This window comes from Agreia sp. Leaf244, from assembly GCF_001422695.1.
Classification (GTDB): Bacteria; Actinomycetota; Actinomycetes; order Actinomycetales; family Microbacteriaceae; genus Agreia.
In genome coordinates, this window is sequence record NZ_LMLX01000003.1 from 405,165 (window position 1) to 426,943 (window position 21,779).

Annotated in this window: 16 protein-coding genes and 1 pseudogene; 8 read left to right on the forward strand and 9 right to left on the reverse strand. The window is 67.3% G+C overall.

The genetic code is table 11. The annotated features are described in order from the left end of the window. Positions 1–107: 107 nt before the first annotated feature. On the reverse strand, positions 108–1,103 hold the full coding sequence (locus ASF06_RS11940; RefSeq protein ID WP_055930955.1) for a stage II sporulation protein M: 996 nt from the start codon (positions 1,101–1,103) through the stop codon (positions 108–110). A 17-nt stretch (positions 1,104–1,120) separates the two neighbouring features. Between ASF06_RS11940 and ASF06_RS11945 the strand changes: the two genes are divergently transcribed. Then, positions 1,121–1,996 carry an RDD family protein gene (locus ASF06_RS11945; protein ID WP_082500893.1) on the forward strand — a complete coding sequence of 292 codons (876 nt, stop codon included), beginning with the start codon at positions 1,121–1,123 and terminating at the stop codon, positions 1,994–1,996. A gap of 23 nt (positions 1,997–2,019) precedes the next feature. Here the strand turns inward: ASF06_RS11945 and ahcY are convergent, their stop codons facing one another. After that, the gene (ahcY, locus tag ASF06_RS11950; protein ID WP_055947170.1) at positions 2,020–3,504 is read right to left on the reverse strand and encodes an adenosylhomocysteinase; all 1,485 of its coding nucleotides are present in this window, start codon (positions 3,502–3,504) and stop codon (positions 2,020–2,022) included. A 35-nt stretch (positions 3,505–3,539) separates the two neighbouring features. Next, positions 3,540–3,746, reverse strand: a complete 207-nt coding sequence (locus tag ASF06_RS11955) for a DUF3499 family protein (protein WP_055947171.1) — start codon at positions 3,744–3,746, stop codon at positions 3,540–3,542. Between the two features lie 98 nt (positions 3,747–3,844). Here ASF06_RS11955 and ASF06_RS11960 point away from each other — a divergent pair, with 98 nt between their 5' ends. Continuing rightward, complete coding sequence (locus tag ASF06_RS11960) at positions 3,845–4,294, forward strand: metallopeptidase family protein (RefSeq protein ID WP_055947172.1); 450 nt, start codon at positions 3,845–3,847, stop codon at positions 4,292–4,294. 8 nt (positions 4,295–4,302) lie between these two features. Here ASF06_RS11960 and ASF06_RS11965 read toward each other — a convergent pair whose 3' ends face one another. The 4 genes from ASF06_RS11965 to galE all read right to left on the reverse strand — a co-directional run bounded on the left by ASF06_RS11965 (position 4,303) and on the right by galE (position 10,951). Further along, positions 4,303–5,736, reverse strand: a complete 1,434-nt coding sequence (locus ASF06_RS11965; RefSeq protein ID WP_157439185.1) for a DUF5719 family protein — start codon at positions 5,734–5,736, stop codon at positions 4,303–4,305. Further along, a complete protein-coding gene (locus tag ASF06_RS11970) occupies positions 5,726–9,418 on the reverse strand; it encodes a glycosyltransferase (RefSeq protein ID WP_055947177.1) in 3,693 nt (1,230 codons plus the stop codon). Before ASF06_RS11970 ends, ASF06_RS11965 begins: the two co-directional genes overlap by 11 nt. An 82-nt stretch (positions 9,419–9,500) precedes the next feature. After that, positions 9,501–9,821: a WhiB family transcriptional regulator gene (locus tag ASF06_RS11975; RefSeq protein ID WP_055930939.1), complete on the reverse strand. Its 321-nt coding sequence runs from the start codon at positions 9,819–9,821 to the stop codon at positions 9,501–9,503. 170 nt (positions 9,822–9,991) lie between these two features. Continuing rightward, positions 9,992–10,951 (reverse strand): UDP-glucose 4-epimerase GalE, encoded by a 960-nt coding sequence (galE, locus tag ASF06_RS11980; RefSeq protein ID WP_055947179.1) that lies wholly within the window; start codon positions 10,949–10,951, stop codon positions 9,992–9,994. A gap of 210 nt (positions 10,952–11,161) precedes the next feature. Here galE and ASF06_RS11985 point away from each other — a divergent pair, with 210 nt between their 5' ends. Next, entirely contained in the window at positions 11,162–12,121 is a 960-nt protein-coding gene (locus tag ASF06_RS11985; RefSeq protein ID WP_055947181.1) for a GlxA family transcriptional regulator, read from the forward strand. A 187-nt stretch (positions 12,122–12,308) separates the two neighbouring features. Next, positions 12,309–13,121 (forward strand): hypothetical protein, encoded by an 813-nt coding sequence (locus tag ASF06_RS19545; RefSeq protein WP_157439186.1) that lies wholly within the window; start codon positions 12,309–12,311, stop codon positions 13,119–13,121. A 113-nt stretch (positions 13,122–13,234) separates the two neighbouring features. Here ASF06_RS19545 and manA read toward each other — a convergent pair whose 3' ends face one another. Further along, positions 13,235–14,467 (reverse strand): mannose-6-phosphate isomerase, class I, encoded by a 1,233-nt coding sequence (manA, locus tag ASF06_RS11995; protein WP_055947186.1) that lies wholly within the window; start codon positions 14,465–14,467, stop codon positions 13,235–13,237. 177 nt (positions 14,468–14,644) lie between these two features. Here manA and ASF06_RS12000 point away from each other — a divergent pair, with 177 nt between their 5' ends. The 3 genes from ASF06_RS12000 (at position 14,645) to ASF06_RS12010 (ending at position 18,625) form a co-directional block, all read left to right on the forward strand. Next, complete coding sequence (locus tag ASF06_RS12000; RefSeq protein WP_055947188.1) at positions 14,645–15,823, forward strand: acyl-CoA dehydrogenase family protein; 1,179 nt, start codon at positions 14,645–14,647, stop codon at positions 15,821–15,823. 118 nt (positions 15,824–15,941) lie between these two features. Continuing rightward, positions 15,942–17,318, forward strand: coding sequence for an O-antigen ligase family protein (locus ASF06_RS12005; protein WP_082500894.1), 1,377 nt, complete (start codon positions 15,942–15,944; stop codon positions 17,316–17,318). Next, positions 17,315–18,625, forward strand: coding sequence for an O-antigen ligase family protein (locus ASF06_RS12010; protein WP_235500989.1), 1,311 nt, complete (start codon positions 17,315–17,317; stop codon positions 18,623–18,625). The genes ASF06_RS12005 and ASF06_RS12010 overlap by 4 nt, the downstream gene beginning before the upstream one ends. A gap of 7 nt (positions 18,626–18,632) precedes the next feature. Here the strand turns inward: ASF06_RS12010 and ASF06_RS12015 are convergent, their stop codons facing one another. After that, positions 18,633–20,291 (reverse strand): cell wall-binding repeat-containing protein, encoded by a 1,659-nt coding sequence (locus ASF06_RS12015; protein WP_082500895.1) that lies wholly within the window; start codon positions 20,289–20,291, stop codon positions 18,633–18,635. Positions 20,292–20,444: 153 nt separating this feature from the next. Here ASF06_RS12015 and ASF06_RS12020 point away from each other — a divergent pair. Beyond that, positions 20,445–21,779 (forward strand): annotated as a pseudogene (locus ASF06_RS12020) (hypothetical protein); the annotation flags it as partial.

A 21,779-nucleotide genomic window follows, 5' to 3' on the forward strand; every position in this document is an offset into this window, starting at 1 on the left:
CGTCCATCCGTCACACGATGTCCTCATCCGCGGCCTTTCGCGCATCGAGTGACGGATGGATGCGTCGGGTCGGGCGAGCAGAAGCGTCGGGCGACCGAGCAGAAGCGTCAGCCCGCGACGAGTTGCTTCGCACCCGCCTCGAACTCGTCGAGGTCACCCGTCTGGCCGGCTCGAACGGCGGCTCGTCCGACGATGAGCATATAGGCGAGGAATGCTGCCAGGGCGAGGGCGCCGATGCCGATCTTCACTGCCCACGGCCAGGGCTGCGGTGTGACGAAGCCCTCGATGATCCCCGAGATGAAGAGCACGATCACGAGGCCGAGGGCCACCGTGAAGAGTGCCCGGCCGTCTTCGGCCAGCGCCTGTGCCCTGGTGCGGGCGCCGGGAGCGACCCACGCCCAGAAGATGCGCAGGCCCGCGGCTCCGGCGACGAAGATGGCCGTGAGCTCGAGGAGGCCGTGCGGCATGATGTAGAGGAAGAACGTGTCGCCCTCTCCGTAGTGGAACAGCACGGCGGCGCTGAGTCCGAGGTTCTGAGCGTTCGACATGATGAGCACGGGCACATAGAAGCCCGTGATGCCGAACGCGATGCACTGCGCAGCAAGCCAGGCGTTGTTCGTCCAGACCTGGCCGGTGAACGATGCGGCGGGATTCTCGGAGTAGTAGTCGACGAAGTCCTGCTCGGCGAGCTTCTTCAGCTGAGCATCGGAACCGAGGTTTGCCAGCACCTGGGGATCGTTCGACACCCACAGGGCGTACAGGGCGGCCACGCCGACCGTGACGACGGCGAGCACGAGCGTGAGCCAACGGATGCGGTAGAGGGCCGCCGGCAGCTGGAGGACGAAGAAAGCGGGAATCTGCCGAAGGATATTGGGGCCGGCCCCGGTGAAACGCAGGCGGGCCCGCGAGAGGAACAGGGAGAGCTGTGCGCCCTGGGCCGTCGATCCGGCCGTGGTCTTGATCGCCGACAGATCGGATGCGCCGGCCTGATAGCGCTCGATCAGCTCGTCGGCCTCGGCGCCCGAGAACTGCCCTCGTCTGCCCAGGGCATCGAGACGGGCCCACTCGTCGCGGTGGGCTGCTGTGTAGGCATCGAGATCCATCTGCTTGAATTGTATTCATGACCGACGCCCGTGTCGCCTCACCCGCTCCGGCGTTCGCCGACCCGCTCGCCGACGCCTACGCCGACGACGAGCTTCTGATCGGCGAAGCCGTGGCTATCGACGTGCGCCCCGCCGGCTTCATTCTGCGCGCCGGCGGCGCTGCCATCGACGTCGTCATCTCGGTGGCCATCCTCATCGTGCTCCTGCTCGGTATCGGCGCTCTCGCGGAGAACGCCCTCATCGACGAAGCCCTCACCGCGACGTTCAGCGTCTCGGCACTGGTGCTGTGCTTCGTCGTCGTGCCCACCACCCTCGAAGTGGTGCTGAAGGGCAGGTCGGTGGGCAAGCTCGCCGTCGGCGCACGCATCGTGCGCGACGACGGAGGAGCCATCTCCATCAGGCATTCCGTGATCCGCGGGCTGGTCGGCGTCCTCGAGATCTACATGACCCTGGGCTCGATCGCGATCGTGACGGCGCTGCTCAACGGCAGATCGAAGCGTCTCGGCGACCTTCTCGCAGGCACGTACAGTCAGCACGAGCGCGTGCCGGTTCCGGTCAGTCATGCGCGAGGGGTTCCGGTGATGCTCCAGGCGTGGGCCGAGGTCGTCGACGTCGCCCGCCTGCCCGACCGCCTCGGACATCGAGTCTCGCAGTTCCTTGTGCAGGCGCCGCAGATGGCCCCGGCCACGCGGGAACGACTCGCTGTAGACCTGGCGGCCGAGGTCACGCCGTTCGTGTCACCCATTCCGCAGGTGCATCCCGCACTGTTCCTGTCAGGGGTCGCGGCCGTACGCCGCGATCGCGAGTACGCCGCTGTCTCCCTGCAGAAGGCTGCTCTGAACCGTCTCGACCCGATCCTGCAGAGCCTCCCGCACGCCTTCCCCCGGCGCTGACGTCCCCGGCGCCCGGCGCGAGCTCAGTACCGGTAGTGGTCGACCTTGTACGGTCCCTCGACGGGCACGCCGATGTAGGCCGCCTGGCGGGGAGTGAGTTCGGTGAGTTCGACGCCCAGCGCATCGAGGTGGAGCCTCGCCACCTTCTCGTCGAGGTGCTTCGGCAGCACGTAGACGCCGATCGGGTACCGCTCACCGAAGGCGTAGAGCTCGATCTGGGCGAGCACCTGGTTGGTGAACGAGTTGCTCATGACGAAACTGGGGTGGCCGGTGGCGTTGCCCAGGTTCATGAGTCGCCCCTCGGAGAGCACGAGCACGCTGCGACCGGTGGGCAGGCGCCACTCGTGCACCTGCGGCTTGATCTCGACCTTGACAGCGCCCTCGAGCTTCTCGAGCCCGGCCATGTCGATCTCGTTGTCGAAGTGGCCGACGTTGGCGATGATGGCCAGATGCTTGAGACCGAGGATGTGGTCGACCGTGACCACGTTCTCGTTTCCGGTGCCCGTGACGATGATGTCGACGTCGCCGATCACGCTCTCGAGCCTGGCGACCTGGTAGCCGTCCATCGCGGCCTGCAGCGCGCAGATCGGGTCGACCTCGCTCACGATGACCCGGGCACCCTGTCCGCGAAGAGCCTCCGCGGCGCCCTTGCCCACGTCGCCGTAGCCGACCACGAACACGACCTTGCCGCCGATGAGAACGTCTGTCGCGCGGTTCAGGCCATCCGGGAGCGAGTGGCGGATGCCGTACTTGTTGTCGAACTTGCTCTTCGTGACCGAGTCGTTGACGTTGATGGCGGGGAAGAGCAGCTCGCCGGCCGACATCAGCTCGTAGAGGCGGTGCACGCCGGTGGTGGTCTCTTCGGACACACCCTGGATGTCGGCGGCGATGCGCGTCCAGCGATCGGTCGACGAGGCCAGCGAGCGACGCAGCAGGTCGAGTACGACGCCGTACTCCTCGCTGTCTGACGGGTCGCTCGCGGGAACGGCGCCGTCGAGTTCGAACTGACGACCCTTGTGCACCAGCATCGTGGCGTCTCCGCCGTCGTCGAGGATCATGTTCGGACCGGTGTAGTCGGCACCGTCGGCCTCGGCCTCTGCCGACCAGTCGAACGCCTGCTCGGTGCACCACCAGTACTCCTCGAGCGTCTCGCCCTTCCAGGCGAAGACCGGAACCCCGGCGGGGGCGTCAGGTGTACCCGTGGCACCGACGACGATCGCGGCCGCGGCCTCGTCTTGTGTGGAGAAGATGTTGCAGCTGACCCAGCGAACGCGAGCACCCAGCGCGGTGAGCGTCTCGATGAGCACGGCCGTCTGCACGGTCATGTGAAGCGATCCCATGATGCGCGCTCCGGCCAGTGGCTGGGAGTCGGCGAACTCGGCCCGAAGCGACATGAGCCCCGGCATCTCGTTCTCGGCGAGGCGGATCTGGTGGCGACCGGCCTCGGCGAGCGTGAGGTCGGCGACCTTGAAGGGAAGAGTGGTCACCGGTGCGGCAGCAGAAGTCATGCCTCCATTGTAAAGAGGTGACGCTGCACGAACGCCTACTGGGTGAACTGCACGTGACGCATGACCTGCCAGCCCTGCGGCGCCTTCAGCCGCTCGGAGTGGCGGGCGCACAGGTCGTAGCTGTGCGGCTCGTGACTGAGGCTCAAAGGGCCGAGCACGGCGAGGGAATCGGCGTAGACGTACGTGAGAGTGGCGATGGCCTCGTCGGGGCACGCCACACGGGAACACGGTCTATTCGTCATCACGCTCCACGGTACGCCCGCGGCGGCGACCTGGCAGTCAGGCTCGATCGTGTGTCGCGGGTACTGCCGCGCGCGAGCGCAGAGAATAGACTCTCGCCATGGCTCGCTCACGTCGCATCGCACCGGCCTCGTCTCGGGGAACCGGCCGCAACCGCCACGGCAGAGGGCTCCGCTCGGCGGTGACCGGCCCTCATCTGCCCATGATGAACACCCGCATCGATTTCTTCGACACGACCGTCGCATCCACGGCCGAGTACCTGCGCAGCATCTGGCCGAACGAACTGGCCGACGCCGTCTTCGAGATCGGTGCGCTGCCCTATGGCCTTAATGGAAAGCCGGGCACTGCGGATTCAGGCGTGGAGCGCTGGCGTGTTCTGGGCGACCGCATCATCCTCTACCGCGTGCCCATCGAGCGCCTCGCCCATCTGCACCGCAACGACGAGGCCCACCGTCGCATGCTCGTCGAGAGTTGCGTTTTCCGCGCCGTCGCCGAGTACCTCGGCAAGGATCCGTGGGATCTCGCGCCCGAGGGCTTCCGGCACTTCTGAGCCGCTGCCTACGGATAGATGACGATGGGGGCTGCGAGCTCGCTCGGTGCCGCGACCGTGTAAGCGGAGAGCTGCCCGTCGCTGCTGTAGTTGACGCTGATGCTCACCGGCTCGGTCATCGTCGCCGTGTAGACCGTGTTGGGCTGGGCCTCGAGGCCTTTTGTGCCGCCCGCGGGCACCACGATCTTGACCTCGTTGCCCGAGGCCGTGCGCAACGTCACGGTCGCCTCGTCGTCGCCAGAATTCGCCAGATGGATGCGCGGGGACGGGCCGGGCGCGATCGGCACGAGAACATCGTCATCGAGCGGCTCCGCCGCCTGGTTCCAGGCGAAGTCGATGGCACCGGAGGACAGGACGGACGTGCGCGCGGAGGCGACGATCGGCTCCGTAGAATCGAGGGTCACGGAGTAGGTGCCGTCGGGAAGATCCTTGAGCGGGAGCTCGCTGACGACGCCTGCCGGGGCGCTGAGGCTGTAGGAGCCGTCGGCTGATCCGGAGCTCTCACTTGCGACCGACACCGTGATGGTGGCATCCGAGCTGCCCGGCACATAGACCCGCAGTGCCGCCTGCAGATCGGCATAGCCGTCGGCGGAAAGGCGCTGGGCGATGGCGGACGTTCCGGCGATCTTGACGCCGGGGAAGACCATCTCGGTGGAGGGCGCAGTCGTCGTGCCGGATAGCTCGATGCCGCCGGGCTCGAGGCCGCGGATTACGGTCTGCTGCAGACTCGCGGCGACGTAGCCGCCGGTGCTGACAACATGCACGACGGGGTACTTGGCGTTCGGGGCGAACCCGGCGAGCGAGAAGACCCGCTGCGACTGGGCATCGACGGTGATTCCCGTCGATCCGGGAGCCTCGAGCCGACCGTTCTCATCGAAGAAGGTGAGGTCGACGTCGGCCGTGACCTCGGACGGGTTGCTCAGCAGCACGAAGCTGGTGCGACCCACGGTCGTCGCGCCTCCCACCAGCCAGGAATCGGCCTTCGCCTCGGCGCAGTTCGTGGAGGCGAGGCCGGCCACGTCCTCCTGCGAGACGGCGACGGACTGGGCGGCAGCCACGAGAACGCCGGGATCGGCATTCGGCGCCGTCACCACGGTGGGCGCGGTCTCATCGGTGACGGTCGAGTTGTCGGGAGCCGCAATCGGGGTCTGGTCGATGTCGACGTCGGCCTCGGAGGCCCCGCTGTTGCGCTTCGGCGAGCCGATTCCGGAGGAGGAGGTCGCGTCGGCTCCCGCACCGTTCGAGAGCTGCAGGAGCGATCCGGGGCACACGAGCGACTGGGGCAGCGGCGTCGGGGCGACCTCTACGGCCGTCACCGCGACGGAATGCTGCGGCAGCGGGATGAGCACCGCTCCGGCCACGAGCGCGACGCCCGCTCCGAGGGTCAGTGCTGCCCCCAGCGCGCGTGCGCTGGTGGCGATGACTGTGCGTCTAGCGGCCATCGTGCTCATCCTCCTCGTTGCTCAGGTCGATCGGTTTCACGCGCATCACGGTCTCCGCGTCGGGGTCGTAGTCGTCGTCGATGTCGTCGGGCAGGGCACGCGGATGCGAGAACGCCGGTTCAGGGTCGGCCTCGGGTTCCGAGCGGGGCGGCTCTGGGGCCTCTTCCGCCACGGGGGTCTGCGTCGGCTCGGGCTCGGGCTCTGCTTCAGGCTCAGCCTCGGGCGATGCGACGAACTCCGTCGTCGGCTCCGCCTCGATGGGCGGCAGCTCCGTCGAGGCGGGCTCTTCGACGAGTTCGTCGAGCGACGGCGTCGCTGGCTCCGCAGTACGTTCCGAGGCAGTCACGACCTCGGCCGGCTCGAGCAGATCGAAGTCCTCGCCGGGGTGGATGACAACCGGCTGCGGGGCGGCCACAACCTGAGCGTTCGACTCGGCCTGGGCCCCTGATACCGTCTCCGGTTCCGGGGTACGGTCAGGCTCGGGCGACTCGGCGACCGACGACTCGGGCGCTTCGACCGCTTCCGTAGCCGACTCGCGAGCAGCAGACTCGTCGGGAGCAAACTCATCAGGCGTCGACTCATCAGCCGTCGAGTTCGGAGCCGAGGCGATCGCGGCCGCACTCGCCGCGGCGGCAGCGGCGGCCGCCTCTGCAGCGGCGTCGGGACGCTCCTTGCGTGCGAACAGCCGGCGACGGCGGCGCGCGGTCGAACCGGTGCCTGTCGAACCGGGCTCCGGGGCGCCCGCCGTCTCGGCGGCCTGCCCATCCGGAGCCGCGGCCCCGTCGTCGCCGTTCTCATCGCCGTTCTGGTCGTCGTCGGAACCCTCGTCATCGGGCTCATCTGGTATCACCGGGCCTGCGGGCTCCAGCGCGCTCACGGCGCGGGCACCGTGCGGCTGCAGTCGCCCGGCAGGCAGTGCGAGGAGCAGCATCAGAAGGAACACGATGCCCTGCCCGACGAGCACGAGCACGCCGGTGGCCGATCCGAGGTTGGTGGGAACGGGCGCAGGGAGGCTCGACATGCTCTCGGTTCCCGTGATCTGCCACAGCGTTCCCGCGAAGGTCTTGCCCACCGTCGTGAGCGATGCGTTCGCATCGAACGCGGCGGTCGATCGGGTCGTCGTGGTGACCAGTGCCGCTTCGTTGTCGCCCGGCGCGGGGTTGGCGAGCAGCACGAACTCCACACCGAGGTCTGCGAGGCGCGGGGTGCTGTCCTCTCCGCTCAGCGAGGCCAGGTTGCCGATGAGCTCCGCGAGTTCGGCATCGCGTGCCGGGTCGCGGTTGGTGGAGGCGAGGGTGGACTGGTCGTCGAGCATCACGCCCGTTCCGTTCACGATCGTCGACGCGAGGCCGCCGTCGGGCTGCGGGGTGAGCACGAGGGTGCCGACGCGGGGTGTGGATGCCGCCTCGGCCGTGACGAACGCGGGAAGCAGGCGGCCATCGGTGATCTGGATGGCCGAGGACCCGAGCAGGGTCGACGCGACGAGGGGTACCGCGACCACGACCACGGTGGTGGCCGCGACGAATCCGGGGGCGAGGGAGAACCTCTTGAGGAAGTGCAGGCCGATGACGGCCGCGCAGATGAGCCCGAGCCAGTAGAGGCTGAGACCGGGGCCCGCCCACAGCACGACGGGATCGGCACCGATGGCGTCCAGCGAGATACGGGTCGATGCGATCGCGGTCGCCAGGCCGAGCAGCGCGCCGACGACGGCGACGATGGCCCGTGTGACGCTCGGACCGGGATTGACGAGGGCGAGCACGGCGAGGAGGCCGAGGGGAACGACCGCGACCGCCAGCACGATCTGCAGCACCGACGAATCGATGCCGACCATCGACGCGAGCCCGGTCCATCCGCTCTGTGCGGAGTCGGGGATGCCGCTCAGCAGCGCCAGGATCGACCCCGGCTCGCGCACCACGGGAACACCGGGGTCAGCGAGGATGCCGATCGGGTTTCCGGCGCGGAATTGATCCCAAGCCAGAGGGAGGAAGAGGGCGACCGCGGGAATCGGGATGCCGATGTAGCGAGCGACGTTGCGGCCCGCCGTGGCCACGGAGACCACCCAGATGACCAGCAGCGCGGGCCACAAGGACGGCGCTGCAGCCAAGGTGACGGCGAACAGGATGGCTGCCATCGCCGATGCCGACCACGACTTGCGTGCGGCAAGGCCGGCGAGCACGAGCCACGGCAGCAGCAGGTGGGCCAGAACTGCGCCGATGGCGCCGTTGTCGAGTGAGGCAAGGAACGTGGGGGCGAGAGTCCAGAGCACGGCGGCGACCGCACGCAGCCAAGGCTTGTCCGTGAGCCGCGCGGCGAGGAACCAGGCTGCCAGCGCAGCGAGCGGCAGCGCGGCGAGATAGATACCGACGATCGAGAGCGACGGCGACCAGAACGTGATCGACCCCAGCACGGCCAGCACGGTGGTGAAGGGGTCCGCGGCGCCGACGAACCCGAGCCCGATGTCGCGCCAGCCGTAGCCGACGTGGCTCCACAGCTCGCCGAGGGTCGCGCTCACCGGCAGGAGGGAACCGCCCGTGAGAGCGATGGCACCGATCAGGGGAACGAACATGATGAGCCCGAGCACGGCGAAGATCAGAACGGTGGTCACGCCGCCCGTCGCGATGAACTGGATGCGGTCCTTCTCGCCGCGCAGGTGCGTGAGGGCGATCTCGCGCTGCAGAGAGCGGCGGCGGCGCACCTCGTCTCCCGGAATGCGCAGCGGAGCGATCGTGCTCCAGCCGACCCTCTTGGCGGCGTGCAGGTTCTTGCGGGCCTCGGCGATGCGCGATCCGAATGCCGTGCGGAACGCGGCCGACATCTCACCGCCGATGGCGCCGGGCTGCTTGCGCACCAGCTGGCCGAGGCTGCGGGCCACAGCCAGGGGAACGAGGGAGAGCCAGTGGAAGACCACGGCGAACGCGGGCGCGTAGACCAGCCTGCGGTGAAGCTGCGCGGCCCTTCGATCCGCCTGTCGTTTTCTCCGCGCGCGGCCCTTCTCGCTGCGGCCGGGGCCGGCGAGACCGACGCCCGCCGACGCGATCCGCGCTGCGGGCACGCCCATCACACGGTGGCCGGCGAGGCGCACCCGCACGCTGAAGTCGAGGCCGTTGTCGGCGGTCGGCAGGGCGTCGTCGAACCCGGCCAGGTCGTTCCAGACGGTGTGGCGAACGAGCATGCCGGCCGCGCCGACTCCGAGAACATCGCTCATGCGATCGTGCTGGGCCTGGTCGAGTTCGGTCTCCGCCATGGAATACGTAGCACCGAAGCGCGTCAGCGTCTCACCGAACTCGCTGATGTAGTCGGGGTGCTCCCAGTCCATCTGCTTGGGGCCCGCGGCAGCCACCGAGGGATTGACCTCCACCGCCGCGAGCAGGGCGGCGAGGGCGTCGGGCTCCGGCGCCGTGTCGTGCGCGAGCAGCCAGAGCCACTCGTTCTCGTCGGCGGGAGGAGGAACGACACCGAGGGCGTGCGCGACGGCCGTACCGAAGCTCAGCCTTCCGGAGGCCGAGATGAAGTGAGTGGGAAGCGCCGCCGACAACAGGGCGGGCGTCTCATCCGACGACCCCACGTCGACCACGATGAGGCTGTCGGGCTGCCTCGTCTGCGCCTTCAGCGCGTCGAGGGTGCGCGGAAGGTAGTCCGCTCCGTTGGAGGCGACTAGAACTGCTGTAACTCGGGCGCGCATATCCCTTAGACCCTAAGGGCGGCATGCGCCCGCGACGGGTCAGGCCCCGGCGTGCCGGGATACCTATGAGAAAACTATGACCCTAGGCCTGCTTGCGCAGCTTGCGCCGTTCACGCTCGGACAGGCCGCCCCAGATGCCGAAGCGCTCGTCGTTCTTCAACGCGTACTCGAGGCACTGGGCCTTCACCTCGCACGACGTGCAGATGCGCTTGGCATCGCGGGTCGAGCCGCCCTTCTCAGGAAAGAAGGCCTCGGGGTCGGTCTGAGCGCAGAGAGAGTCGGTCTGCCACGCCAGCGGGTTCTCGTCTTCTACCGGCGCCTGTTGACGAACGCCCGGAACACCGAGATTGACGGGATCGACGAACCAGTCCTCTGGGACGCCTGAGCGGTATTCCATAGCCATACCACGCTCTACCTTCTGATCTGCATTCGACCTGCCGAACCCCTCCCGCTAATTACACCCGTGTAGTTCGTTGGAGTCAAGTCGCAGATCGTAAACCCTCAAGTGCTTCTGGAGGGTTTGGGGAACCGCCGTGTCGCGGTAATCGACAACGGCGCAACACGCCAAATCGACTACTCGCCCTGGCGCGCCGCCCACGCACTGCGAACCATCTCGTCGAGCGTGTGGCGCATCCGCCAGTCGAGGTCTCGCGCGGCCGATTCGCCGGATGCGACGATGCGGGCGGGGTCGCCCGGTCGGCGCGGCGCGATCTCGGGAGTGAAGGGAATCCCCGTGCCCTCGGCCATCGCCGTCATGATCTCGCCGACCGACACACCGGCCCCGCTCCCGAGGTTGTAGGCCGGCTCGACCGGCTCACCGGCATCCAGTCGCCGCGCGGCCGCGACATGCGACAGTGCCAGGTCGGACACGTGGATGTAGTCGCGCACGCACGTTCCGTCGGGGGTGTCGTAGTCGTCGCCGTTGATGCGGGGAACGCGGCCGTCGAGGAGCGCCTCGAACACGAGGGGGAAGAGGTTGTGCGGGCTGGTGTCGAACAGGTCCGGATATCCCGAACCGACCACGTTGAAGTAGCGCAGCGACGTGTGGGCCAGTCCGGCCGCCACGCCCTGGTCTCGCAGCAGCCACTCGCCGATCAGCTTCGACTCGCCGTAGGGCGACTCGGGATTCTTGGCGGTGGACTCGGTCACGAGATCCGTGTCCGGCGTTCCATAGACGGCCGCGCTCGACGAGAAGACGATGCGGTCGACCCCGGCATCGCTCATCGCACCGAGCAGAACCTGGGTTCCCGTGACATTCTGCTCATAGGTGTGGAGCGGCCGGGTGACGGAGACGCCGGCGTACTTGTAGCCGGCGACATGAACGACACCCGAGATCGCGTGGTCTTCGAATGTCTGGCGCAGAAGGTCGGCATCGAGAATGCTGCCGTCGATGAACGGCACACCGTCATCGACGAACGCGCGGTGACCGCTGGAGAGATCGTCGACGACCACGACATCGATGCCCTGCTCGAGGAACGCCCGCACCACGTGCGAGCCGATGTAGCCCGCGCCTCCTGTTACCAACCACGCCATTCGTCGTCTCCTCTACCCGTGGGAATGCGACGGTACCCATCGCGCCCCCAGTCTCGCATCGTCCACGCGATCGCCGCGGCCGACAGAACAGTCATCACAACGAGAAAGATCATCATGGCAGTAACGCTACGAATTGCGAATATCCGCCACCAGATGGAAGAATGTCAACACTCCACGCTTTACTGCCACACCTCCCGCGAAGGAACAGCCATGCTCAAGAAGGTCGTACTGATCGCCCTCCCCCACGTCGCACCATTCGAGTTCGGAGTGATCTGCGAGATCTTCGGCATCGATCGCTCCGACATGGGCGGGCCCGTCTTCGACTTCACGATCGCAGCCGCAGAACCCGGGCCCATTCCGACCAGCCTCGGCTACGACATGATGATCCTGAACGACCTCTCCGCAGCGGCCGACGCCGACCTCATCGCGATTCCGGCTCACATCATCGAGGGCGCGGTGCACCCCGAGGTGCTGCGGGTGCTGCATGAGGCGAACGACCGGGGCGCCTGGATCCTGACGGTGTGCAGCGGGGCGTTCACGCTCGCGAAGTCCGGGCTGCTCGACGGCAAGCGCGCCACCACCCACTGGATGCACGCCGACAGGCTGGCACGCGAGTTCCCCCAGATCGAGGTCGACGCCGACGTTCTCTTCGTGCAGGACGGCAACATCATCACCGGTGCCGGCACGGCAGCCGGCATCGACGCGGCGCTGCACCTCGTGCGCACCGAGCTGGGCGCCGCCGCCGCGAACGTTATCGCCCGCCGCATGGTCGTGCCCCCGCAGCGCGCCGGCGGCCAGGCCCAGTACATCGCCACCCCGCTTCCCGCAGAGCCCAGCGACTCGTTCGCGGGCGTCACCGACTGGATGCTCGAGAACCTCGATCGCGACCTCAGCGTCGACGAGCTGGCCCGCAAGGCCCTGATGTCGTCGCGCACCTTCGCACGCCGATTCCGCGCGGATCTGGGGACGACGCCGGCGGCCTGGCTGAACAAGCAGCGGCTCATGCGGGCGCAGCAGCTCCTCGAGGAGACCACCCTGGGGCTCGAGGCCGTCGCCGCCGAGACGGGCTTCGGGTCGGCTGCGGTGATGCGGCATCACTTCGTGAAGACCCTGCAGACCACGCCGGCCAACTACCGGCGCACCTTCTGCGTGCGAGAACTCGTGAGCTGACGCGCCGCGGGGGCCGCCTATCTCTAACTGAGGACAACATTGCTCGCGCGCGGCGCACTGCCCCGTCAGCGCGGTACTCGTTCAGGCGCCCACCGAGGAGTGTCCTCAATTGGCCTGGCCGCTCGGGAGTATCAGCCATCAACTCCTCCCTCACATGGATGTGAGCTCACAAAGAGACTCACAGAACTTGTACGCGATAGCAGAGGCCGATCTCGACCAAAGACGCGCTGTCCGTCTCGGCGGCAAGGTCGCCTGCCTCTCGGCCTTGCGCAGGAACCGGGTATGGGCGGGTCTCGACACGCGCCTTCACGTCTGCGTTCATCGCGGTGCGTACGACCTGCACACGGCTGAAGCCTCGCGCGTCGGTCGGCCTGCCACACCACCGCGATCCGACACGAACTTCATTGCAGACCCGGGGGCTCCTCGCGTTCACTGGCAGCGGTCGGCACTACAGGATCTATCGACCGGGCCGTCGAATCATCGGGATTGGCTCACGCCGCCTGTCGCATCGCTACGCCAAGCCGTGCTGTGTCAGAGCGAAGAGCACGCGATAGCGAGCATCGATTCCGCACTTCGGACAGGGTTCGTGACGGCTGAGCAGGTCGCCCTCCTCTTCAGCCATCTTCCCAACCGCCTGCAGCACCTTCGGGCAGAGATCGATCCCACCGCAGACTCGGGCAATGAAACGATCGTCCGAGTGCGTCTTCGTCGCGCCGGTTTCGTCGTCGAGACTCAGTTCCCACTTCCTGGCACGAGCCCGTTCGACCTCCTGATCGACGGTGTCCTCCCACTCGATGTCGACAGCCGACAATGGCATAGCGACGACGCGCAGATCTCGTGGGACTTCGACAAGGTCCTCGCCTCGTTCGGAGCAGGCTTGCCGAGTCTCCGTATCCTGCCGCGACACATCTATCAGTTGTGGCCGGAGACGCTCGCGGTCATCCGTCGCACTGTTTCAGAGGCGAAAGAGCTCAGGGACTTTCGACGTGGCACCAACTGAGGACAAACCTCTCTCCGTCCGCGAAGGCACCCTATGAAATAGCACCCACACCCCAGCCCTGCGCAACATGTCCTCAGTTGAACCAGTCAGATAGCCAAAGGCGGAGGTGGCGGTCAGGCGGGAGCGCCCGGAGCCGCCAAGAAGATCGTGCCCACTCCCGTGAACGTGATCGCACCCTCCTCGGGCGTGATGAACACCGACTGGCCACGCTCGAGGGTGGTGTCACTGCGCTCCCCGTGGATCTCGAACGACCCCGACGTGCAGATCGCGATCGCCGCACCGTCGGGCCGATACGCCGCGCGCTCGTTGAGCCGGGTCTGGATGCGCACCAGCACGAAGTCGGGAACGCCGGGTCGGAACTCCTCCACCCCCTCCGAGGGGAACGTGGGGCGAAGGTACGGAACGGGCAGCGACTCGAAGTCGAGCACCGACAGCAACTCGGGTACGTCTATGTACTTCGGCGTGAGTCCACCCCGCAGCACATTGTCGGAGGCCGCCATCAGCTCGACGCCGAGCCCCTTCAGATACGCATGGATGTTGCCGGCCGGCAGATACAGCGCCTCGCCGGCCGAGAGGGTCACCCGGTTGAGCAGCAGGGAGGTGACGATTCCCGGATCGCCCGGGTACTCGACCGCCAGGTCGCGCACGGTCTGGAGCGACGCCGCATACTCCCCCGCTGCGGAGGGCTCGTTCTCCTCCGCGAGCGCCGAGACACGGCTCACGAGAGTCGCGACATCCTCCGAACCGCCCAGCAGCCACTCCACCAGCGAGCGGAGGACGCTTCCCTCGTCGCCGTCGGCGAGCGCCCGCGAGGCGAGAGGGGCGAGAACGGCCGGCGCCGGGGCATCCGATTCTGTGTCCCACGTCTCGAGCAGCGCGACGATGTCGCGGATCTCGGCGACCGGGCGGAATCCGCACAGGGCGTCGAAGGTCTCGCTCAGGGCGACGATGACCTCGGGCTTGTGCAGCGGGTCCTTGTAGTTGCGGTTGGGCGCGTCGAGCGGGATGCCGGCGGCGTTCTCGGCGTCGAATCCCTGCCGGGCCCGTTCGAGCGTGGGATGCGCCTGCAGCGACAGCGGCCCGTCGGCGGCGAGGATCTTCAGCAGGAACGGCAGCTGCGCGTGCGCCCCGAGGGCCGTCTCCCTGTCATCGGCGATCCACTCGGCGAGGTCGTCGACGCCGTGCCGCATCGATCCGTCGACGATGCGCGCAGGAGATCCGGGGTGCGCCCCCAGCCAGAGCTCGGCCTGCGGCCCTCCGGTCGACGGGATTCCGAGCAGTTCGGCGATCGCCGTCGTGGACCCCCACGAGTAGTCGCGGGGAGTATTGGTGATGCCAACGAACACGTCGGGCGCCTTTCTGAAAAGCCGGGGAGGAGCACAGCCCGGGGGCAGCATTATGAGCGACCTACAACGTCGCCCGGTGCGGCCTGCCGAGTCTTAGCCCAAACTACCAATCAGTTGGAGCGGCGGCGGCCTCGCTGATTGAGTTGCACCCGAACACCCTTGAGCAATGGAGCACACATGTCATTGGAACCTCTCGCGAGCGACTTCTACGGCTACGAGTCGATGCTGACCGACCAGGAGAAGGACGCCCTCGCCGGCATCCGCCGCTACCTCGAGAACGAGGTCAAGCCGGTCGTGAATGCGCACTGGGAGAAGGCGACGTTCCCGCACGAGATCGTGAAGGGCCTCGCCGACCTCGACGTCTACCGCTTCGGCTGGGACGAGACGAAGCCGTTCGAGAACTCCGCCGTGTTCCGCGGCTTCGTCGCCCTCGAACTCGGCCGCATCGACGCATCCGTCGCCACCCACGTGGGCGTGCAGAACGGACTCGCGATGGGCGCGATCAGCGTCACGGGTTCCGACGAGCAGCGCGCCGAGTGGCTGCCCCGGATGGCGGCGGGAGAGGTCGTCGGCGCGTTCGGTCTCACCGAGCCCACGTCGGGCTCGGACTCCGCCCAGGGCCTCAAGACCACGGCGACGCGCGATGGCGACGAGTGGGTGCTGAACGGCGAGAAGCGCTGGATCGGGCACGCGACCTTCAGCGACATCACCGTGATCTGGGCGAAGGACACGTCCGACAACCAGGTGAAGGGCTTCATCGTTCCCACCGACACGGCCGGCTACCGGGCCACGAAGATCGAGAACAAGCAGAGCCTGCGCATCGTGCAGAACGCCGACATCACGCTCACCGACGTGCGCGTCCCCGAGTCGCTGCGTCTGCAGAACGCGAACTCGTTCCGCGACACCGCCAAGGTGCTGCGCCTCACCCGCGCCGAGGTGGCCTGGGCCGCGGTCGGCAATTCGATCGGCGCGTACGAAGCGGCCCTGCGCTACACGAAGGAGCGCGTGCAGTTCGGAAAGCCGATCGCGTCGCACCAGCTGATCCAGGACCTGCTCGTGAAGTCGATCGGCAACATCACGGCCAGCCTCGGCATGGTCGTTCGCGTGTCGCAGATGCTCGATCAGGGCATCCAGCGCGACGAGCACTCGGCGCTCGCCAAGGCATATGCGACGGCCCGGATGCGCGAGACGGTCGCGTGGTGCCGCGAGGCTCTCGGCGGCAACGGCATCGTGCTCGACTACGACGTGGCCCGGCACTTCGCCGATGCCGAGGCGCTGTACTCCTACGAGGGAACGCGCGAGATGAACACGCTCATCGTGGGCCGCGCGCTCACGGGCTTCGCCGCGTTCGTGTAGTGATTCGTTCCCTGAGCTTGTCGAAGGGCTGATCCCTTCGACAGGCTCAGGGAACGGGGCAGCGCACGTCCGACCCCCTCGACAGGCTCAGGGAACGAGCATCGGTAGTCTTGCCTCTATGAACTCCGTGACCAGCACAGGCCGCTCGACGCTGGCCGTGCTCACGTTCTTCACGCTTCTCGCCGGCGACTTCTGGCGCAACCTCATCGGCTGGTACGGCTTCGCCGCCCTCTGCCTCGCGATCGTGATCACCCTGGTGGTGCTGATCACCCGTGACAAGGGCTGGCGCCAGCTGACCCCACGTCGGGTCCCGCTCGGGCTCACCGCCTTCCTGGCTCTCGCGGTCGTGTCTATCGCGTGGTCGTTCTACCCCGGGGCAACGCTCCTCGGCCTGGTCGCCCAGGCGGGCCCTGTGATCGCGGCGATCTTCTTCGCCACCTCGATGTCATGGCCGCGCATCCTCACCGCCCTCGGCCGCGCCACCCGCTGGATCCTCGGCCTGTCACTGCTCTTCGAGTTCATCGTGGCCGTGTTCGTGCGCCACCCGATCATCCCGTTCTGGGTCGACTACGGCAACGGAAAACTCCCCGACGCCTTCTTCTGGAGCCAGGCCGACCTCTTCACGGGTGACCCCATCCAGGGCATCGTCGGCAACCGCAACCTGCTGGCGTTCATCGCCGTGATCGCGCTCGTCTGCCTCGCGCTCGAGTTCACGTCGAGGTCGCTGGGCCGCGCACGCTCGTACTCGTGGATCGCCGTGGCGGTGGCCACGCTGGCGCTCACCCGCTCGACCACGGCCATCGCCGTGCTCGTCATCGTGGCCGCCGCCGCAGGCATCCTGATTCTGATGCGCCGGTCGAACCAGCAGCAGCGCCGGGTGGTCCTCGTCTCGAGCGCCGCCGGCATCGCCGCGATCGCCGTTCTGGTGGGAGCATTCTCGTCGCAGATCCTCCGGCTCTTCGGCAAGAGCTCCGACCTCACGGGTCGCCTCGACATCTGGAACGCCGTGACCGGGCTCGCCCAGCAACGTCCCGCGTTCGGCTGGGGCTGGGTCAGCTACTGGGTGCCGTGGGTCGAGCCGTTCACCCACCTCGCCGAGCGCAAGGGCGTGACCTACCTGCAGGCCCACAACGCGTGGCTCGACGTCTGGCTGCAGCTCGGCATCGTGGGGCTCGTGCTCTTCATCGGCGCGGTCGTCGGCGCGTGCTGGCGGTCATGGTGGTTCGCGATCGATGAGCAATTGGATGCCCGGGGTACGGCCGTTCCGTTCGTTCCGGTCACGCTGCTCCCGGCCCTCATCCTCACGCTTCTTGTCGCCCAGTCGTTCGTCGAATCGCGCATGCTCGTCGAAGGCGGGTTCGCCCTCCTTGCGCTGATGGCGTTGAAGACCCGACTCGACGTGGGCGCCACCGGAATCGACCTGACCGTGCCCGACGGCGGCCCCGTCGAATCGGATGCGCCGGTGCTGCCGCGACGGGTCGGCCTCGCGCGGTGAGAATCTCCGAGCACCCCGGATGGGCGGTGGTCGCCGCGATCTTCGGCTCGCCGCGGTTCTCGGCCGCGCTGTCGGTGGCGGCCATCGGCTCGGCGCTCTCCGTGCACGTCATCAAGGCGACGATGGGCTGGGCCGGGCTGGTCGGCATCCTGAGCACCCTCGTGGTGTTCGCGACCGTGTCTCTGGTGGCCCGCCGCAAGGACCTCGACTGGCACGGCGTTCTGCCCCTGTCGCTCCTCGTGTTTCTGGGCTGGTGCGCCATCACGATCGTGTGGAGCAGGTACCAGTCTTCGAGCATCACGGGCGTCGTCTACCAGCTGACGTTCTCGTTCCTGGCGCTGTACGTAGCACTCGTGCGCGACCTCATCCAGATCGTGCGCGCGGTCGGCGACGTCATGCGCGTGCTGCTCACGGCCTCACTGGCGCTCGAGATCCTGTCGGGCCTGCTGCTCGACCTGCCGATCGCGTTCCTGCGCATCCAGGGCAACCTCGACGACGGCGGACCGCTGCAGGGCATCTTCGGATCGCGCAACATGCTGGGCTTCGTCGCCCTGATCGCTCTCGTCACCTTCCTGGTCGAGCGCAACACGCGGTCTGTGCAACGCGGCCTGAGCCTGTACTCGATCGTTCTGGCCGGGGTGCTCCTCATCGGCTCCCGCTCCCCCATCTCGCTGGGCGTCGCCGTGATCGTGCTCGTGGCCGCCCTGGCCGTTCTCGCGCTGCGCCGGGCAAGGCCCGAGCTGCGCCGCAGCCTGCAGATCGGAATGCTGGTCATTCTGGTGATCGGAACGATCAGCGCCTACTTCGTGCGCACACGCATCCTCGCGATCGTCGGCGCCCGGGCGGAATTCACCTACAGGCTCGAGATCTGGAACCAGCTCTCGAACCTGATCGACTACAACCAGCTCGAGGGCTGGGGCTGGGTGGGCCTGTGGCGGCCCAACGTGTCGCCGTTCTTCGCCCTCGACTTCGTGGGCAACCGGCAGCACACGTCGGGCCTGAACGCGTTCATCGATGTCTATTTCCAGGTCGGGCTGATCGGCCTCGCGATCTTCGTGGGCATGGTGGGACTCGCGCTCGTGCGCTCCTGGATCCTGGCGACGTCGAAGAAGAGCGTCATCTACATGTGGCCGGCCCTCATCCTCATCGTGCTGCTCGTGACGAGCGCGGCGGAGAGCGTCATTCTCGTGGAGTACGGGTGGATGTTCTTCGTGATGTGCATGGTGAAGGCCGCGCACTCGCTCAGCTGGCGCCAAGGGCTCGCGCTGAAGCCGCCGACGACCGAGTTGCCCCGAGCGGGGTCTTAGGCGCAGGTCACCCGCAGACGGCCAGCTTCTTCACCTCTGGCGTGAGCGAGGCCTGCCCTCCCAGCAACGACACGGTCGAGGCGTTCACCCGGTAGATCTCCTCGACAACACCTCGGGGCACACAGTTTCCCGGCACGACGTAAAGAGGTGCCGAGATGACTCCCGCCCAGGCGGCGCCGGCCAGCGCGTCCGGAAAATTCAGCCCTGTCGACAACAGCACCTGCGAGGCCGTCCCGGGGTAGGCATCCCGGGAGATCGCCTGGGAAGCGACATAGCGGTCGGCCCCTGCGAGCCGCGTGGTGTCGGGCAACAACCGGGCGAGTGAGGCCTCGATGCCCGGCGATACGGAGTTGGGGCCTCCGCCGATGGTGACCTTCGTCACCCCCAGTTCTGAGATCGTGTCGAGGGTCGACGCATCAGCCGAGGATTGAACCCCGTTGACCAGAATGACCGGAACCTGCTGCGCCGCCGCGGCCGCCCCCGCACTCAGTGCATCGGCAAAGGTGTTGCCCGTCACGACATAGACCCGCGACGGAGGAGTATCGCTGAACGACCGGACGGCCAGGTTGCGAGACACTTCGAACCGGTCCGCGCCGGCGACTCTGTCGACCTCGCTCTGGATCGTCTTGAGTCTGGTCACCACGGCCTCTGATACCGATTTGACTCCGCCCACGACGACGATCCGGTCTGGTGCCAGGCGCCGTATCGCCTCTTCGACCGACGGCGGCAATGAGGAACCCGGCGTCAGCAGAAGCGGCCCTCCCTCTTTTGCCGCGGCGGGACCCGCCGCAAGCGCGTCGGGATAGTTCTCGCCCGACGCGACGAAGACGACGGGGGCGGTGCCGGGGTAGGCCTTCGTTGCGATGGCCACGGACACCGCGTAGCGGTCGGACCCGTCGATGCGTTCGACGACTTTGTCTGTCGCCACCTCGGCCGTCGACGCGCTCGACACTGTGGTGGTTCTGTAGCCGGACTTGGTGCCGGTGACCGAGACGCTCAGCCTCGCGCCCGCATCGAGGAAGGTCGTCGTATACGTGGTTCCGTTCGCTCCGGCGATCGCGGTGCCGCCCCTGAACCACTGCAGGGACAGCGAGACGGGGCTGGGACCCCAGGTGCCGGTCTGTGCCGTCAGGGTCTGCCCGACGGCGGGCGTTCCGGTGAGGGTCGGCATACCCGCGGACAGCGGCGGTCGAGTGTCGGCGGAGTAACCCGCGAAGATCTGTACCCAGTAGTTGCCGGCCGCCACGTAGCCGATCCCGATCCGCGTGTAACTGCTGCTGAGGATGTTGCGGCGATGCCCGTCGGAGTTCATCCAGCCGGTCATCACGGCATCCGAGCTCGTATATCCCCTGGCGATGTTCTCGCCTTGCGAGTTCCAGCCGGCCGGGATCCGGGCACTCCGCCAGTCATTCGAACTGTGCTCGAACGTTCCGGAGTCGCTGAGGTGTTGCGCCCATTGCTCTGCGGCGGCCTCGATGGTCGAGTCGCGGGAGAGCGGCTGGAGCCCGTTCGCCGAGCGCTCCGAATTCACACGCGCGAAGACCTCGTCTTCCTGCGTGGCTGCCCAGGCCGGAGGAGTCGAGGGCGGGACGGCGCTCAACCCGACCGCTGCCAACAGGCCGACGACAAGCACGGCGGCCGCTCGCCCCAATCGAATTCTGCCCATGACCTCAGACACCCCCTCTTGGGTGACGATACCGACACCGGTGCGGGATGCGCCAGACCGACTCCGCGCAATCGAGGATTATTAACGCATCCTTTCGGTTGCAGGCCGTGTGACTGTAACATCACACGCATGGGGAATATTCGTAGGACATTGGTGTCAGCGATCGTCAGCATCGCGCTGATCGCAACAGGATTGGTGCAGGCCGAGGCAGCAGCCGCGTCGACAGTGACGCCGACCCCCGAACCGACCAGCACGTCGACGACGGCGCCGGTTGCTCCCCAAGACACGCCTGCTCCTCCTGCAGACGCCCCCGTGACCGACGGTTCCTCCGATCCCGTCGATCCAGTGGACCCCGGCGGCTTCCAGGCTGCCGACCCTTTCGTCACGCCCGATTCCAGCACGGAAGAGCTCACCGCACAGGCGGATGCGCAGGAGAAGCTGCAGTCGCAGGTTCCTGAGCACAACTCCCTCTCGCCGTTCGTATCGCCGCTGGCTGCCTCCGGCTTCGATCCGGGATTCATCATCAGCGACGAGCTCTTCTACGACGGCAACGCCGCGAACGCGGATTCCGTGCAGAACTTTCTCAACGCCATGCTCTCTTCGTGCAGGGCCGGCTACGTCTGTCTCAAGGACTACTCCACGATGACCACGTCCCGCCCGGCGAGCGCGATGTGCAACGCCTACAACGGCGGGGGCGTGGAGTCGGCGGCAACGATTATCTACAAGGTCGGCGTCGCTTGCGGTATCAGCCAGAAGGCGATGCTCGTGCTGCTCCAGAAGGAGCAGTCGCTCATCACGGACAGCTGGCCCAGCGCCCGTCAATACGCGGCCGCCACCGGTTACGCGTGCCCCGACACCGCTGACTGCGACGCGAACTACGCCGGCTTCTACAACCAGGTCTACTGGGCGGCGTACCAGTTCAAGCGTTACGGCAACCCGCCGGGTACGAGCAACTTCTTTACGTGGTACCCCGTGGGAGGCAACAGCTCCATTCGCTTCTCCCCCAACGCCGCCTGCGGTTCGTCGAACGTGGTCGTGCGCAACAAGGCGACCGCCGCTCTCTACTACTACACGCCCTACCAGCCCAACCAGGCGGCCATCAACGGCAACCCGGACACGTGTTCGGCGTTCGGAAACCTGAACTTCTACACGCTGTACAAGAACTGGTTCGGCCCGGTGCCCATGGGGCCTCCGGTCGCTCCGGTCGGAGCGTACGAGAAGGCCACGGCAACGGGCGGCACCCTCGCCCTCACCGGCTGGGCCGCCGACGCCTCTTCTCTCTCGACCTCCAACCAGGTCAAGATCGACGTCTATCTGCCGAATGGCTCGAACACCGTCGCCTACTCGACCGCTTCGGTGCCGCGCCCGGAGCTGAACGTCGCCGTGCCCGGTCTCGGAGTGAACCACGGCTACAGCTGGTCCATGCCGATCACGCAGAAGGGCAAGTACGTCACCTGCGTCACCTCCATGCCCCTGCCGGGTAACCCC

Bases quoted from the DNA above. Each gene is read 5' to 3' on its own strand.
- ASF06_RS11965 (WP_157439185.1), bottom strand. From the start codon at position 5,736: ATGGCCGCTAGACGCACAGTCATCGCCACCAGCGCACGCGCGCTGGGG.
- ASF06_RS11945 (WP_082500893.1), top strand. From the start codon at position 1,121: ATGACCGACGCCCGTGTCGCCTCACCCGCTCCGGCGTTCGCCGACCCG.
- ASF06_RS11960 (WP_055947172.1), top strand. From the start codon at position 3,845: ATGGCTCGCTCACGTCGCATCGCACCGGCCTCGTCTCGGGGAACCGGC.
- ASF06_RS12005 (WP_082500894.1), top strand. From the start codon at position 15,942: ATGAACTCCGTGACCAGCACAGGCCGCTCGACGCTGGCCGTGCTCACG.
- ahcY (WP_055947170.1), bottom strand. From the start codon at position 3,504: ATGACTTCTGCTGCCGCACCGGTGACCACTCTTCCCTTCAAGGTCGCC.
- ASF06_RS11940 (WP_055930955.1), bottom strand. From the start codon at position 1,103: ATGGATCTCGATGCCTACACAGCAGCCCACCGCGACGAGTGGGCCCGT.
- ASF06_RS12015 (WP_082500895.1), bottom strand. From the start codon at position 20,291: ATGGGCAGAATTCGATTGGGGCGAGCGGCCGCCGTGCTTGTCGTCGGC.
- ASF06_RS11955 (WP_055947171.1), bottom strand. From the start codon at position 3,746: ATGACGAATAGACCGTGTTCCCGTGTGGCGTGCCCCGACGAGGCCATC.
- ASF06_RS11985 (WP_055947181.1), top strand. From the start codon at position 11,162: ATGCTCAAGAAGGTCGTACTGATCGCCCTCCCCCACGTCGCACCATTC.
- galE (WP_055947179.1), bottom strand. From the start codon at position 10,951: ATGGCGTGGTTGGTAACAGGAGGCGCGGGCTACATCGGCTCGCACGTG.
- ASF06_RS12000 (WP_055947188.1), top strand. From the start codon at position 14,645: ATGTCATTGGAACCTCTCGCGAGCGACTTCTACGGCTACGAGTCGATG.
- ASF06_RS11970 (WP_055947177.1), bottom strand. From the start codon at position 9,418: ATGCGCGCCCGAGTTACAGCAGTTCTAGTCGCCTCCAACGGAGCGGAC.
- ASF06_RS11975 (WP_055930939.1), bottom strand. From the start codon at position 9,821: ATGGCTATGGAATACCGCTCAGGCGTCCCAGAGGACTGGTTCGTCGAT.